Annotated in this window: 16 protein-coding genes and 1 tRNA gene; 7 read left to right on the top strand and 10 right to left on the bottom strand. The window is 61.6% G+C overall.

The features are described from left to right. Positions 1-23: 23 nt before the first annotated feature. From FJ972_RS19055 to FJ972_RS19065, 3 genes are read right to left on the bottom strand one after another with little or no spacing between them, the layout of a single operon-like run. Positions 24-791: an alpha/beta fold hydrolase gene (locus FJ972_RS19055; RefSeq protein ID WP_140522105.1), complete on the bottom strand. Its 768-nt coding sequence runs from the start codon at positions 789-791 to the stop codon at positions 24-26. Positions 792-811: 20 nt separating this feature from the next. Further along, on the bottom strand, positions 812-1,375 hold the full coding sequence (locus FJ972_RS19060) for a DUF192 domain-containing protein (RefSeq protein ID WP_140522103.1): 564 nt from the start codon (positions 1,373-1,375) through the stop codon (positions 812-814). A gap of 22 nt (positions 1,376-1,397) precedes the next feature. Continuing rightward, a complete protein-coding gene (locus tag FJ972_RS19065; RefSeq protein WP_181165163.1) occupies positions 1,398-1,943 on the bottom strand; it encodes a cold-shock protein in 546 nt (181 codons plus the stop codon). Positions 1,944-2,211: 268 nt separating this feature from the next. On the opposite strand from FJ972_RS19065, the gene gloA reads away from it, so the two are divergent. Beyond that, complete coding sequence (gene gloA / locus FJ972_RS19070) at positions 2,212-2,652, top strand: lactoylglutathione lyase (RefSeq protein ID WP_140522101.1); 441 nt, start codon at positions 2,212-2,214, stop codon at positions 2,650-2,652. Between the two features lie 129 nt (positions 2,653-2,781). Further along, positions 2,782-3,075 (top strand): DUF2218 domain-containing protein, encoded by a 294-nt coding sequence (locus FJ972_RS19075; protein WP_140522099.1) that lies wholly within the window; start codon positions 2,782-2,784, stop codon positions 3,073-3,075. A 31-nt stretch (positions 3,076-3,106) separates the two neighbouring features. On the opposite strand, the gene FJ972_RS19080 is transcribed toward FJ972_RS19075, so the two are convergent. Both FJ972_RS19080 and ilvA read right to left on the bottom strand, forming a co-directional pair. After that, the gene (locus FJ972_RS19080) at positions 3,107-3,661 is read right to left on the bottom strand and encodes a DUF1697 domain-containing protein (protein WP_140522097.1); all 555 of its coding nucleotides are present in this window, start codon (positions 3,659-3,661) and stop codon (positions 3,107-3,109) included. Further along, complete coding sequence (ilvA, locus tag FJ972_RS19085) at positions 3,658-4,914, bottom strand: threonine ammonia-lyase IlvA (RefSeq protein ID WP_140493713.1); 1,257 nt, start codon at positions 4,912-4,914, stop codon at positions 3,658-3,660. The genes FJ972_RS19080 and ilvA overlap by 4 nt, the downstream gene beginning before the upstream one ends. Positions 4,915-5,321: 407 nt before the next feature. On the opposite strand from ilvA, the gene FJ972_RS19090 reads away from it, so the two are divergent. After that, positions 5,322-6,395, top strand: coding sequence for an alpha/beta hydrolase (locus tag FJ972_RS19090; protein WP_140493715.1), 1,074 nt, complete (start codon positions 5,322-5,324; stop codon positions 6,393-6,395). 142 nt (positions 6,396-6,537) lie between these two features. Further along, on the top strand, positions 6,538-7,698 hold the full coding sequence (locus FJ972_RS19095) for an alpha/beta hydrolase (RefSeq protein ID WP_140517656.1): 1,161 nt from the start codon (positions 6,538-6,540) through the stop codon (positions 7,696-7,698). A 21-nt stretch (positions 7,699-7,719) separates the two neighbouring features. Here the strand turns inward: FJ972_RS19095 and ade are convergent, their stop codons facing one another. Continuing rightward, a complete protein-coding gene (gene ade / locus FJ972_RS19100; RefSeq protein ID WP_140522095.1) occupies positions 7,720-9,531 on the bottom strand; it encodes an adenine deaminase in 1,812 nt (603 codons plus the stop codon). A gap of 185 nt (positions 9,532-9,716) precedes the next feature. Here ade and FJ972_RS19105 point away from each other — a divergent pair, with 185 nt between their 5' ends. Together FJ972_RS19105 and FJ972_RS19110 are read left to right on the top strand one after the other, a co-directional pair. Beyond that, positions 9,717-10,382 (top strand): outer membrane protein, encoded by a 666-nt coding sequence (locus tag FJ972_RS19105; RefSeq protein WP_140522093.1) that lies wholly within the window; start codon positions 9,717-9,719, stop codon positions 10,380-10,382. A 660-nt stretch (positions 10,383-11,042) separates the two neighbouring features. Further along, positions 11,043-11,333: a hypothetical protein gene (locus FJ972_RS19110; protein ID WP_140493723.1), complete on the top strand. Its 291-nt coding sequence runs from the start codon at positions 11,043-11,045 to the stop codon at positions 11,331-11,333. Between the two features lie 177 nt (positions 11,334-11,510). Here the strand turns inward: FJ972_RS19110 and FJ972_RS19115 are convergent, their stop codons facing one another. Then, a complete protein-coding gene (locus FJ972_RS19115) occupies positions 11,511-11,747 on the bottom strand; it encodes a hypothetical protein (RefSeq protein ID WP_140522091.1) in 237 nt (78 codons plus the stop codon). A 29-nt stretch (positions 11,748-11,776) separates the two neighbouring features. Continuing rightward, complete coding sequence (locus tag FJ972_RS19120) at positions 11,777-11,932, bottom strand: hypothetical protein (protein ID WP_181173486.1); 156 nt, start codon at positions 11,930-11,932, stop codon at positions 11,777-11,779. 294 nt (positions 11,933-12,226) lie between these two features. Between FJ972_RS19120 and FJ972_RS19125 the strand changes: the two genes are divergently transcribed. Next, positions 12,227-12,526 (top strand): DUF1236 domain-containing protein, encoded by a 300-nt coding sequence (locus FJ972_RS19125; protein ID WP_140493726.1) that lies wholly within the window; start codon positions 12,227-12,229, stop codon positions 12,524-12,526. A gap of 173 nt (positions 12,527-12,699) precedes the next feature. Here FJ972_RS19125 and FJ972_RS19130 read toward each other — a convergent pair. Together FJ972_RS19130 and FJ972_RS19135 are read right to left on the bottom strand one after the other, a co-directional pair. Then, a tRNA-Leu gene (locus FJ972_RS19130) sits at positions 12,700-12,785 on the bottom strand. Between the two features lie 134 nt (positions 12,786-12,919). Then, entirely contained in the window at positions 12,920-13,498 is a 579-nt protein-coding gene (locus FJ972_RS19135; RefSeq protein WP_140522089.1) for an NUDIX domain-containing protein, read from the bottom strand. Positions 13,499-13,634: the final 136 nt, after the last annotated feature.

Here is a 13,634-nt window from a genome sequence, read left to right on the forward strand (position 1 = left end):
GTTTATCGGGCTCTTACGCCGGGTCAAAGCGGATTTTCGGCGTAGAATTCCAGCACACGCCGCTTGAAGGTCTTGTCGCCGACGGCCAGCATATGGTCACGGCCTTCGATGTGGAAAGCCTTGGCGTTGGGCATCAGTGCGGCAAGTTCGTCGGGCGAGCCGCCAATGTCATCGGTGGTGCCGACGGCGATCAGCGTCGGCTGGGCGATCCGGGCAATTTCATCCTCGCTCAGCAACTCGCGGGAGGTGGCGATGCAGGCCGCGAGCGCCCGGCGGTCGCTGCGAGTCTGGTCGGCGAAGGCGCGAAACGAACGGCCGCGGGGATGAGTGGTCTTGGCCGGATCGTCGGCAAGAAGGGCTGCCGCGATCGGATCCCAATCGCCGACGCCGTCGATCATGCCGATGCCGAGACCGCCGAAGACCAGCGTCGCCACCTTGTCGGGATCCGACAGCGCCAGGAATGCCGCTATCCTCGCGCCCATCGAATAGCCCATGACATGGGCGCGCCCGATGCCGAGATGATCGAGCAAAGCAGCCGCGTCCGAGGCCATCCGGGCCGAGGTGTAATCTGCCTCTTCGTAGCTTTTCGATGACGAGCCGTGGCCGCGATTGTCCAGCGCAATGGCGCGGTAGCCGTCATCGTTCAGCGTCTTGAACCAGCCGGGCGAAACCCAGTTGACGTAATGGCTGGAGGCAAAGCCATGGATCATCAGCACAGGATCGCCCCGGCCCGATTCCGGCTGGCGGTCGAGGAAGGCGATATCGAACCCGTCATGGGAAAAAAACTGCATCGGCTATACTGCCCGCGTCCTCAACCGCCACCGCCGTTCGGCGCATCGCCATTGTCCGATGGCGGCACCTCGGGGCCTGATATGGTGCCAACGGCCGGATGGCGCACCAGGTCGCCATAATCGATACCGTTCCTGGCGGCGGTGCCCGCCTTGAGCTCAAGCACGAAGCGCACCGGCACGCCGGGCGAAATCAGCGCCTGGGATTGCGGCTCGCCGTGCTTGACCGCCCGGATCTTGCCATCCTGGCCGATAAAAACCAGGTCAAGCGGCATCGGCGTGTTCTGCATCCAGAAGTTGACCTGCTGCTGCATGTCGAAGACGAACAACATGCCGTGATCGTCCGCCATGTCCTGGCGATACATCAAGCCGGCCTCGCGTTCAGCATCGGTGTCGGCGATTTCGATGGAAAAGGAGCGATCTCCGCCTTTCGTCGCCACGACCAGCGGCGTCGGGTCCACCGGCAGGGTCATCACCCGGCTGTCGGCCGCCGTCGGTGCAGGCAAATAGAAATAGGCGCCCGCGGCGACGATGACGGCAGCCAGGACGCACATTGCGCCCGCCGTCAGCCAGTTCCTATGTGTCATGCGAAAATCCTCGGCAACCGCCCTAATGCGCGACCGGCAAGGTTCCCATATCGGGGTGGATTTCGGCAGCCATAAGGCCTTTGTCGCCGCGCCCGAAGCGGACAAGCACGACCTGCCCCGGCCGAAGCTCGGTGATGCCGTAGCGACGCAAGGTTTCCATATGGACGAAGATGTCCTCGGTGCCCTCGCCCCGGGTCAGGAAACCAAACCCCTTGGTGCGGTTGAACCACTTCACCAAGGCACGTTCCAGCCCGCTTTCGGGTGTCACCGAGACATGGGTGCGCTGTTCCTGCATTTCCGCGGGATGGACCGCTGTGGTGACATCCATCGAGAGAACCCGGAAAGCCTGCAATCCACGCTCGCCCTGCTTGACGAGGCAGACAACGCGCGCTCCCTCCAGAGCAGTCTGGAAACCATCCCGTCTAAGGCATGTCACATGGAGGAGGATGTCGCCTGAAACGCCGTCATCCGGGAGGATGAAGCCATAGCCCTTGGCTACATCGAACCACTTGATGGCGCCGGATATTTCGGTCAGATCGACGGCATCGCCGCCTTCGTCGCGCTTCATGGCGTCGCCAAGGGTTTCGGACCGCCCCGTCAAAGAGGCTTTTTCCCCCATAAGAATGCCCCCTTTTTTCAAGAACACCGCAACTGATTCTTGACACCAGATTAACACTGCGGCTTCCGGTGAGTGCAAGACCTGACGTGCCTTTTTTCACGGTTCATTATGCGAATACCGGATTTGTTCTTTGGCGGCGCCGGCAGCCGCCTGGGATTTGCCCTTTGGACGGCCCACCCCTATGTTGCGCCGCAACCCAACAAATCGAGGAAATCACATGCGCTATCTGCACACCATGGTTCGCGTCGCCGACATCGATGCTTCGCTCGATTTCTACTGCAACAAGCTCGGCCTGAAGGAAGTGCGCCGCTACGAGAACGAGCAGGGCCGCTATACGCTGATCTTCCTGGCCGCGCCGGAAGACGAGCAAAGCGGCATCGACGAGAAAGCACCGCTGGTCGAGCTCACCTACAATTGGGACCCGGAAGACTACAAGGGCGGCCGCAATTTCGGCCACCTCGCCTATGAAGTCGACGACATATACGCCACCTGCCAGCGGCTGATGGACAGCGGTGTCACCATCAACCGGCCGCCGCGCGACGGCAACATGGCTTTCGTCAAGTCGCCGGACGGAATCTCGATCGAACTTCTGCAGAAAGGTCCGGCGAAGGCAAAGGCCGAACCGTGGGCGTCGATGCCGAACACCGGAAGCTGGTGATCGATCACCTTTTCGAGCGGTCCGCAGCCGGCCTATGGCGGCGGGCGAGCTTGCGCCTATCTATGCGGCGATAGCGCCCGCCTCGAAAGCGGGCACCGTTTCGTGCGTTTCACCCTCGGAGATCCCTTCATGACGATCAGCCATGCCGATGTCACCACCGCACATGCAAGCCGTTATCTGCAGCAATTGTGCAAACATTGGGCGCACAAATTCCCCGTTGAATTCGATCCCAATCATGGCGCCATCGACCTTTCGCTCGGCCGCACCATCATGGATGCCGATGGAGCTGCGCTGCACATCACCGTATCGAGCGACGACCCCGGCTCTATCGAACGCCTCGAAAGCGTCGTCGCCGACCACATCAAACGCTTTGCGTTTCGCGAGGAGCTGACGTTCGACTGGAAACGCGCCGAGGCGGCGTAGGCTCTTGTCTGCGCATTACGGCAGGCATTAATCAGCCGCCGCCGGGCTTGCCGGCCATCTCCAGCAGCGCCAGCACCGACCGCCAGTTGCGCGCAGTGCCCGGTACCTTCAGTACGCGTGGAATGAGATTGGCAAACACCGATTTGCCCAGTCCGTCGGGTGCATGCAGGTAAAGCACGTCGCCCTTGATCTCGAACCGCTCCGGACCCGTACATCTTTCGGCCAGCCGTGCCGCCTCCTCGGCGGTAGGCGCGCGCTCCAGCGCATACGCGTGCAGCTTTGTCGGCTCCTCGGCAATCTCCGGATAGGGATTTTCCCTGACCAGCCGTTCGACCCAGCCGAGATCGCGCACCATGATGCGCGAATGAAAACCCCATTTCTCCTCGAAAGCCGCTTCGATCTGTTTGGTCAGCGTGGCGGCGTCTCCCTCCTTCGCCCGGAACACCGCGTTGCCGCTCTGCACGTAGGTAGCGACATCGCAAAACCCGAGATCCTCCAAGAACGCCCGCAACTCGGCCATCCTGACGATGCGGTTGCCGCCGACATTGATGCCTGAAAACAGGGCGATGAAGACGTTTCCGCTCATATGATGAACCCGGCCAATGTCTCGTTGTCGGTGATATCCTGATACTGGACGCCTTCGGCCTCGAAATTCGCTTTCAGCAGGTCGAAATTGCGGCGATCCTTGGTTTCGATGCCGATCAGAACCGAGCCGAAATTGCGTGCCGACTTCTTCAGATATTCGAACCGGGCGATGTCGTCGTCCGGCCCCAGCATTTCAAGGAAGTCGCGCAGCGCGCCCGGCCGCTGCGGAAAGCGGATGATGAAGTATTTCTTCAGGCCCTCGAAGCGCAGTGCCCGTTCCTTGACGTCCGGCAGCCGTTCGAAATCGAAATTGCCGCCCGAAACCACCGCCACGATGGTCTTGCCGCGGATTTCCTTCCTGGAAAAATCCTTCAGCGCATCGATAGCCAGCGCGCCGGCCGGCTCCAGCACCACGCCCTCGACATTGAGCATCTCGATCATGGTCGCGCAGAGCCGGTTTTCCGGGATCAACCGCACCGTGTCGGCGGCGAAGTCCTTGAGGTGACGCAGGGGCTCACGGCCGATCTCGGCGACCGCCGCGCCGTCGACGAAATTATCGACCTTGGCGAGTTTGAGCCGTTTTCCCGCCGCAAGGCTCTCGCGCAGGCTTGGCGCCCCTGCCGGTTCGCAAAAGACGAAGCGCGCCTCACGCCCCTGATCGGCGAAGTAGTGCGTCACCCCTGCGGCCAGACCTCCGCCGCCGACCGGCAGCATGACGATGTCGGGCATGCCCGCGCCGGGCATCTGGTGGGCGATCTCATAGGCGACCGTCGCCTGTCCCTCGATGATGTCCTTGTGGTCGAAGGGCGGCACCATATGAGCGCCGGCGCTTTCGGTGAATTCGATGGCGGCGCGATAGCAATCGTCGAAGAAATCGCCGACGAGCCTGATCTCGACGAAGTCGCCGCCGAACAGCCGCGTCTTGTCGATCTTCTGCTGCGGCGTCGTCACCGGCATGAATACAACGCCCTTTTTACCGAAATGACGGCAGACGAAGGCGAAACCCTGCGCATGATTGCCGGCGGAAGCGCAGACGAACAGTTCGGCCTGATTGCCTTCGCCAAGTGCCTTGCGGAAGAAGTTGAAGGCGCCGCGGATCTTGTAGGAGCGCACCGGGCTCAGGTCCTCGCGCTTCAAAAGCACCCGCGCGCCGGTCTTCTTCGACAGATAGTCGTTCTCCTGCAGCGGCGTTTCCGGAAAGATCCGGCGGATCGCGGAAGCAGCGGTGGCAACACGGGAAGAGAAGCTGGTCATCGGAAAGCCACCTTGAACGCATGTCGTTTGAAAACGTCTATCATCGATTGGCTGCGGAACGCCCTTTTGTCGCGAGCCTTGCCGCCAAGCAACCCGATTCCGTCTATTGCACAGGCGACCCCGTGAAACCATTGCCCCGTCACTCATGTTCCCAAGCGGTCGGCATTTAGTGACGCATTTGCCGTTAGTTGGAGGCGATTGTTAATGTAATTCTTGAAATTCATGCGGGTGCCAAGCCCCGAAAGGGCCCGCCCTGATGCAGTCTGGCTTTCGTGCAACACTGCGGCGGCGGTCGCGAGACGCCGACCGCTTTTCGGCTGGGCACGACTTACTTCCGCCGCACTTGCGCTGTCGGGGGAGACTTGCGGAGGCGATTGGCCTTTTCGGGCCGGAGTGGAATTTCAGACGTGCCGTTGAAGACGATTTTTGCCATTGGCCTAGCCTTGCTTGTCGCGGGCTGCGCGGGACAGCAGACCCAGGAACTGCTCGGCAGCGCCATCGTGGCAGCGCCGGTGACCGAGATCGCCGGCAATCACAGCATCTTCATCGCCACCACGCGCAAGAAATCCGACGATCCGAACAAGGTCTTCGACGGCGAGCGATCGGCCACGCTGAACTACGCCCGCGTCAACGTCACCGTGCCCGGCATCCACCAGACCGGGCAGATCGAACGCCGCTCGCGCGGCAAGTCGAACGATCCGGCCAAGTATTTCATGGCCTCCGAGGTCGTCGGCTACGACACCCAGCCGAAATTCGCCAATGCGCTAAGTGCTGACATCGCGGCGCGCGGCGACCGCGTCATGGTCTTCGTCCATGGCTACAACACCGGCTTTGACGACGCCGTTTACCGCCTGACCCAGATCGTCCACGATTCCGGCTATCCCGGCACGCCCGTGCTGTTTTCCTGGGCATCCGGCGCCAAGACCACCGACTATGTCTACGACAAGGAAAGCGCCAGCGCTGCGCGCGACCAGCTCGAAGTGACGTTGCGCATGCTGGCGCAGACCGGCGCGCGGCGCATCGATATCGTCGCCCATTCGATGGGAACCTGGGTGACCATGGAGACGCTGCGCCAGCTCGCCATCACCGGCGACCGTGATCTCGGCGGCAAGCTCGGCGACGTCGTGCTCGCATCGCCCGACATCGATGTCGACGTGTTCAAGAGCCAGATGCGCCGCTATGGCAAACCCAACAAGCCGTTCATCCTGTTGTTGTCCGATGATGACCGCGCGCTCCGGCTCTCCGGTCTGATTGCCGGCGCGCGGCCGCGCGTCGGCGACTACAAGGACGCCGCCGACCTTGCATCCTACGGCGTAACGGTCGTCGACCTCTCCAAGATCAAGGGAGCGGACAGTTTCAACCATACGAAATTCGCCGACAATCCCGCGCTGGTGAAGATGATCGGCCAACGGCTGCGCGAAGACGATGGATTTGCCAGCGACCGCGACGTGACCGACCGCATCAGCCTGCTCGGCCAATAGATGCATCGCCGCGGGTTCGCGTGGCCCGCTCGGCCTTGCGACAGACTCGACCAACTTTGAACTGGACCGCGCCGGCCTCTGGCCTTATCGAAATATCCAGCGACGTCACGCGTTTGACGTCCTCCTTTGCGGGAGCCGGCGTGTGACGGTGCATTCGAAGAGTTTCGTCGTCATTGCGTTCACGCTGCTGGTCGCAGGCTGCGCCGGCCGAAACACGCACGATCTGCTGAACAGGACGACGGTTGCCGTACCCGCGTCCGACATCGCGGCCACCCACGAGATATTCGTCGCCACCACCCGCCAGAAGGCGACCAAGGACCCGCGGCAGGTATTCGACGGCGATCGCTCCTTGACCACCAGCTTCGCCCGGGTCGACGTCACCGTGCCGAAAAGTCACAAGGTCGGCATGATCGAGCGTGTCCGGGGGTCTGCCAACAGCAATCCAGCCAAGGATTTCACCGCCAAGGATGTCGCGTTCTATGCGGATGCGCCGCAATTCGCCAAGGCGGTCGGTGCCGACATCGCCATGCGCGGCGACCGTGCGCTGGTTTTCGTGCACGGGTTCAACAATGGTTTCGACGACGGCATCTACCGGCTGACGCAGATCGCGCACGACACGAAATATCCGGGCACGCCGGTGCTGTTCTCCTGGGCCTCGAGCGGCAAGGCGACGGGCTACATCTACGACAAGGAGAGCGCCAACGCGGCGCGTGACGACCTCGAGGCAACGCTCAGGATGCTGGCCAAGACGCGGGCTAAGAGCATCGACATCGTCGCCCATTCGATGGGAACATGGGTGACCATGGAGGCGCTGCGCCAGCTTGCCATCACCGGCGACCGCGATCTCGACGGCAAGCTTGGTTATGTCATCCTGGCCTCGCCCGACATCGACGTCGACGTGTTCAAGAAACAGATGATCCGCTACGGCAAGCCGGACAAACCGTTCGCCATCCTGCTTTCCGCGGACGACCGGGCGCTCAAACTGTCTTCCCTGATTTCGGGCGACAAGCCCCGCGTCGGCGACTATGGCGACGCGGCCGATCTGGCCAGCTATGGCGTGTCTGTGGTCGATCTCAGCCAGACCAAGGGTGGCGACCGGCTGAACCACGCCAAATTCGCCGACAATCCGATCCTGGTTCAGTTGCTCGGCGACCGGCTGCGGGCCCCGGCCGGCCTGGCGTCGGACGAACCTCCAGTGCAGCTCAACAATCTCGGCCAAGGCCTCGGCAAGGCCGTCGGCTCGGTCGCCGAGATCGTCATCACCACGCCGTTCAAGGTGCTGACGATCGCCACCGGCGGATGAGCGAAGCGACCGCAACTGCTCTTATACGAAGAGGTCGACCTTCTGGAAGGTCGTCACGTCGATCAGGCCGACATCGGAAATCCTGAGCTCCGGAATGACGACCAGCGCCAGCAGCGAGTGCTGCATGTAGGCGTTGTTCAGCGAGCAGCCCATCTGGCGCATGGCCTCGGTCAGTTTGTCGGCCTTGGCCGCTACGATTTCGGCCCGCTCGTCCGACATCAGCCCGGCGATCGGCATTTCGACCAGTGCAAGTTCCTTACCCTTGGAAAACAGCACGACGCCGCCGCCGACCTCGCCCAGTCGGTTGACCGCAAGCGCCATATCCCGCTTGTTGGTGCCGACGACGATGATGTGGTGGGCATCATGCGCCACGCTCGACGCCATCGCGCAATCGCCGATGTAGCCGAAGCCGGAGACAAAGGCATTGGTGACGCCGCCGGTACCCCTGTGGCGCTCGACCAGCGCGATCTGGCAGACGTCGTTGCGGCGATCCATGGCGACCAGCCCGTCCTCGACGGCGAGATCCGCTTCCAGCGCCCGCGTCGGTGCCTGATTTTCGATGACCCCGATGACCCGAACCCGAACCTCGTTCGCGCCATTGGGTGCCGTGATATCGAAATCGTTGGCCTTCAGCTTCTTGCCGAGCTTGACGGTGTTCTTCGCCGCCTTGGGATAGTCGTAGACCGGAATGTCGATGTCGAGCTTGCCGGCCCTGGCCAGCCTGACGCCACGCGCATAGACCTCGTCGATGGTCATTTCGGCGAGATCCGAGACGATCAAAAGGTCAGCCAGCCGCCCCGGCGCGATCGATCCGATCTCGCGCTCCAGCCGGAAATGCTGAGCGGTGTTGAGCGTCGCCATCTGGATCGCTGTCACCGGTTTCAAGCCCTGGCTGATGGCGTGGCGGACCACGCGGTCCATATGCCCTTGGTGAACCAAGGTGCCGGAATGGCTGTCGTCGGTGCACAGGATGAAATTGCGCGGATCGATGCCGCCCTCGGTAACCGCCTTGATCTGCGAGGCGACGTCGTACCAGGCCGAGCCTAGCCGAAGCATCGCCTTCATACCCTGGCGCACGCGGGCGATGGCATCTTCGGCGCGCGTGCCCTCATGGTCATCCTCCGGGCCGCCGGCGACATAGCCATGGAACGGCAAGCCGAGATCGCGCGAGGCATAGTGCCCGCCGACGGTCTTGCCGGCTTTCACGGTCGCGGCGATCTCGCCCGACATCACAGGATCGTTGGCGGCGACGCCAGGGAAATTCATCACCTCGCCCAGCCCGATGATGTTTTCCCAGCCCATCGCCTCGGCGACGTCGGCGACCGTCAGTTCGGCACCGGCATGTTCGAGCCCGGGGGCCGAGGGCACGCAGGACGGCATCTGGACATGCACGTTGATCGGCATGGCGACGGCCTCGTCATGCATCAGCCGCACGCCGGGCAGGCCGAGCACATTGGCGATCTCGTGCGGATCGATGAACATCGAAGTCGTGCCGTGCGGGATCACCGCGCGGCAGAATTCGGTCACCGTCACCATGCCGCTCTCGACATGCATGTGCGCGTCGCAAAGACCGGGCACCAGATAGCGCCCGCCGGCATCGACCACCTTGGTGCCCTGCCCGATGGCATGGCCGGCATTCGGGCCGCAATAGGCGAAGCGGCCGCCGACAATGGCGATGTCGGTGCCGGCTACGATCTCGCCGGAGTGGACATTGACCCAGCGCCCGTTGCGGATGACGAGATCCGCGGGTTTCCTGCCCATGGCGACATCGACCAGATGTGTCGCCATTTCAGTCCAAGGTCTGGGCTTATTGCCCGACGGCGTGTTCGCCATGAAGCGACTCCTGTTTGCCCGACTGTGCCAAGCCGCCACGGTTTTGACCAGCCTCACACTTTCTCCCGATCGTTCCAAGACCGACGGGGGGCGTAAATCAGCCGCACAGAAATGCGATTCCGTTTTGCCGCAAATCGGGTTACCGTGCCTGCCAGGATCTTCCAGCTCTTCGTTCGGGGAGTTCGATGCGTCGCCTAATGCTTGCAAGTGTCGGTTTTCTTGCCGCTCTGGCCGCACCGGCTTTCGCAGCCGAACCTGTGGCCGATGTGCCGATGACCGCCCCCGGTTTCGACTGGACCGGCTACTATGCCGGCCTGCAAGGCGGTTATGGCTGGGGCAGTTCCGACATTTCGGGAACCGAGGGCGAGCCGTTTGCCGCCTCGCCAGACCTCGACGGCGGTTTCGTCGGTGGCCATGTCGCCGGTCTGTGGCAATTCGACCAGGCTGTGCTCGGCGCCGAAGCAGAGCTTAACTATTCCTCGGCAAAGGGCGCCGAAGAACTGGGTGCGGGAAATCTGCTCGGCACGGATGTCAAGTGGTTCGGTTCCATCAATGCCAAGGGCGGCTATGCGATGGATCGGTTCCTGATCTACGGCATCGGCGGCGTCGCCTTTGCCGGCATCGAAACCTCCCAAGATGCCGGTACCTCGTTCGACGACACTCGAACCAGCATAGGCTGGACGGTTGGGGCCGGCGTCGACTATGCGCTGACCGACAGGTTCGTCGTCGGGGCGCAGTATCGCTACTATGATTTCAGCAAGGAGCATTTTGATGCGCCGGACGATTTTCTCGATCGCGACCAGAATGTGAAGCTGAATACGGTCGGCATCAATCTGAGCTACAAGTTCTGAGCCCCATCGCCGCGCCCGGTCACCGGGCAGAATCATGCTCGATCTCGCATGGTCCGCGACGGCAATTCTACGGCAATTCCAAGGACTGAGGGGCCGGCGTCCCCCAGTGGGCGGGGGGATGGGTTGGGCCTGGTAGACGCCGGCCTCGACGGATCAGATCCGCCGCGCAGACACCGTATCATTGCCTGCGGCGCGCGGAATTGCGTGATCGCACCAGTATCACCATGCCCGCTTGTCTGAACGTCACCGGCGCAGCACTTGATGCCGCGTGCCGTTTATGATCCTGCCCTCGCACGCAGGCGCGCGTCCGCCATCGCAGTACCCGCGCCCGATCGCGCAGTGAACACTCAAAGAATTGCATCGAGAAAAGAGCCATCGAACCGCAAGTGCGGACGAAGGTCCAAGAACATCAGCAAGACCTTGGTCCGAATACCTACAGCAGAGGTCCGATCAGCTCTCCTGCAAGGAACGTACTCGCATTCCTTCCATTTGTTGAACGGGTGCAGCAATGGTCCTTCATGTGCCCACGAGAGCAGGGTTACAATCATTTGCACCCTCAACCCCCTGCTCAGTTCGCAGGCAGAAAGCTCAAATCGAGATCTCGTGCGGCTTGAGCTGTCGTGAAACTACCCCCGAGGGATCTGGAATGGAGAAACACTTATGAAAGCGATTTTTCTGACAAGTGCCATGGCGCTCGTTTTCGTTGCAATGCCGGTTGTCGCTTCGGCGGCAGAAGCCGACGTCGTCATCAAAACCCATCGCCATCATCACCGTCACCTGGCAGTGATCAACGATCAGGGCCAGCGCCTCCATCATCGGCGCCATGGCACGGTGGCCTTCTATGACCAAGGTCGCCGGCATCATCGCCGCGACACCGTCGTCATAACGGGCTCAACTGAACGCCGTCACCACCGGCATCACCCAGTGGTGATCTACGACAGCAACGACTAATATTGTGCAATCCGGCCCGGCTGATCGCCAACCCTGCCGGGCCGTGCCCGCGAGCGGCGGACTGACAACAAGGGAAGTGGAGGAAGCCAGGCGGGTCTTCCCTGTTGAAAATGAGTGCTTAATCGCAGCCCGGGTATGAGAGGCCGGTCGTGCTCTCCAGCTTGAGCTTCTGGTCCCTCAAGAGGGCGCCAGTAAAAAATAAACGCCGGCGACCAGTGTCGATGTCAAACAAATCGCCATTGCCACGACCACCTTGGTCGCGAACCGCTCGGCTCTCGCGCAAAGCGCGTCAGCAAAATCGTCGCTCTGGATACTTTTCAAGAGCGGCTTGTTGTCGACGCCAGCCATGTGATTGTCGTTGTCGGGGATTGTGACACGGTCACGGCCATCAGTTTTGATGGAACCAGGGTTCATGCTTTGCCTCACAAAGCGTCGGATTGACATCAGCCACCGTTCGACGGAGCTGCCGGATTCGCCGATGCGGACGGCACTTTGGCTTTGGGAGCGTCAATCTTGACGCCGAATATTTTTTCCGCTGCCAGAACAATGGCCACGGCAGCGCTGCCGCCAGAATTTACCACAGCGGGCCCGGCTGCCATGATCGGCCTCCAGTTGAAGATCATTAGCAAACGCAACGCACGCTTCCTACCGGCGGTTCCACTGCTAGGGCTTGGGTCCTATTGAACATGCGACCAAAGTCAGATCGTGGCGCGCAAAAGGCCCAAACCCACGGTTGTTTGGAACTCACGCGTCTAAGAGCGATTGCCTGACAGGCCATCGAACGATGGTTCCCCTGATCGATGGCCAGCATTGGGAGCCCTTGCCAACCCTGGCAATCCTTCGGGCGCCACCGCGCTTCGCGTCAAGCCCAACGAGAGAGAAAGGAAGCAACAATGAGAACCGATCTTACAACCGTCGTAGCGGGATTCCTGCTGCTTGCCGGCATCGGTGCCGCCGCCGCACAGGATGTGGTCATTCAGCCGCAGGACGAAACCGTCATACAAGAATACGTAAAGAAACAGCCTCTGGCCTCAGTCAAGATTCCCGGCGTCGAGCTCAACGTCGGGACCGCCCTGCCCGACACGGTCGAGCTTCATGAAATTCCCAACGTCAAATATCGCTACGTCGTCGTGGACAATCACACCGTCGTCGTGGATCCCGGCACACGCAAGATCGTAAAGATTATCCAGTGAGCGCTTGAACGCCACGATCCGTCGTTTCAGGTCGGCGGATCGTGGCAACGTTCGCCGAGGGCCCATAGCCGACGGCGCGCCTCGGCGCACGGTCGCCGAGCCGCCGCTAAGAGACCCGGGTGGCACCCGTTGGTGGCGGCTAGGCTCTGCAGAGCATTGAAGTAGAGTTAAGGTGGTGCGGACGACGGGAATCGAACCCGTACGATCAGAGATCGAGGGATTTTAAGTCCCTTGCGTCTACCAATTCCGCCACGTCCGCGCGCCTTTCGTTTCAACTACCTAGGCGATCTCGTCAATCGGGGCCCATGCAGTCCCAAAAAAGCGTTGTGCAAAACACTTCGTTTTCATTCGCCCCGCACCGATTCTTCGTCCCGCAGGGGCGACCGGTATCGGTCAAACAGCGATCGGATGGAGCTTCAGATGCTGGATCAGGATGATGGTCTTGGCGTCGATGATGCGGCCATCGGCAATGCCGGCCAGAGCCTCGTCGAGCGGCATTTCCAGCACCTCGATGTCCTCGCCTTCGTCCGCTGCGCCGCCACCGGCCGAAATGCGGTCGGCGGGCGAATAGAGGGCGGTGAAGAACCAGAGCCGCTCGGTGACGCTGCCCGGGCTCATATAGGGCGAAAACAGCCGCTCCACATGGTTCAGCCGATAGCCGAGCTCTTCCTCCGCCTCCTTGCGGATGCAGGTCTCCGGATCGTTTTCGTCGAGCAGTCCCGCGCAGGCCTCGACCAGCGGTTCGCGGTGGCCGGTGACATAGGCGGGATAGCGGAACTGGCGCACCAGGAGCACGGTTGAACGCTGGGGATCATAGGGCAGGATCACCGCGCCATCGCCGCGATCGTAAGTCTGGCGGATTTGTGTCTCCCATTGTCCGTCGCGGCGACGGTAGTCGAGGACGGTCTTCTTCAGAATCGCCCAGTCGTCGGATAGGATTTCTTCAGAACGGATGCGGATACGATCTTCCATCGGCTGCCTCCACGTTGCCCGGGAGGCGTAGCCGCGAATCGGCGTTCACGCAATCGGGGCAGCGGTTGGTCCAGTAAGCATTTCACTCTCTCGTGTGTGGCATGGCGGCGATCGATCGCCTAAATAGCGCATCCTA

The organism is Mesorhizobium sp. B2-1-1 (genome assembly GCF_006442975.2).
GTDB lineage: Bacteria > Pseudomonadota > Alphaproteobacteria > Rhizobiales > Rhizobiaceae > Mesorhizobium.

Excerpts from the sequence above, each read along its gene's own strand:
- FJ972_RS19120 (WP_181173486.1), bottom strand. The coding sequence starts at position 11,932 with ATGGCAGCCGGGCCCGCTGTGGTAAATTCTGGCGGCAGCGCTGCCGTG.
- FJ972_RS19125 (WP_140493726.1), top strand. The coding sequence starts at position 12,227 with ATGAGAACCGATCTTACAACCGTCGTAGCGGGATTCCTGCTGCTTGCC.
- FJ972_RS19110 (WP_140493723.1), top strand. The coding sequence starts at position 11,043 with ATGAAAGCGATTTTTCTGACAAGTGCCATGGCGCTCGTTTTCGTTGCA.
- ilvA (WP_140493713.1), bottom strand. The coding sequence starts at position 4,914 with ATGACCAGCTTCTCTTCCCGTGTTGCCACCGCTGCTTCCGCGATCCGC.
- FJ972_RS19135 (WP_140522089.1), bottom strand. The coding sequence starts at position 13,498 with ATGGAAGATCGTATCCGCATCCGTTCTGAAGAAATCCTATCCGACGAC.
- FJ972_RS19080 (WP_140522097.1), bottom strand. The coding sequence starts at position 3,661 with ATGAGCGGAAACGTCTTCATCGCCCTGTTTTCAGGCATCAATGTCGGC.
- FJ972_RS19060 (WP_140522103.1), bottom strand. The coding sequence starts at position 1,375 with ATGACACATAGGAACTGGCTGACGGCGGGCGCAATGTGCGTCCTGGCT.
- FJ972_RS19055 (WP_140522105.1), bottom strand. The coding sequence starts at position 791 with ATGCAGTTTTTTTCCCATGACGGGTTCGATATCGCCTTCCTCGACCGC.
- gloA (WP_140522101.1), top strand. The coding sequence starts at position 2,212 with ATGCGCTATCTGCACACCATGGTTCGCGTCGCCGACATCGATGCTTCG.
- FJ972_RS19115 (WP_140522091.1), bottom strand. The coding sequence starts at position 11,747 with ATGAACCCTGGTTCCATCAAAACTGATGGCCGTGACCGTGTCACAATC.
- ade (WP_140522095.1), bottom strand. The coding sequence starts at position 9,531 with ATGGCGAACACGCCGTCGGGCAATAAGCCCAGACCTTGGACTGAAATG.
- FJ972_RS19075 (WP_140522099.1), top strand. The coding sequence starts at position 2,782 with ATGACGATCAGCCATGCCGATGTCACCACCGCACATGCAAGCCGTTAT.
- FJ972_RS19105 (WP_140522093.1), top strand. The coding sequence starts at position 9,717 with ATGCGTCGCCTAATGCTTGCAAGTGTCGGTTTTCTTGCCGCTCTGGCC.
- FJ972_RS19065 (WP_181165163.1), bottom strand. The coding sequence starts at position 1,943 with ATGAAGCGCGACGAAGGCGGCGATGCCGTCGATCTGACCGAAATATCC.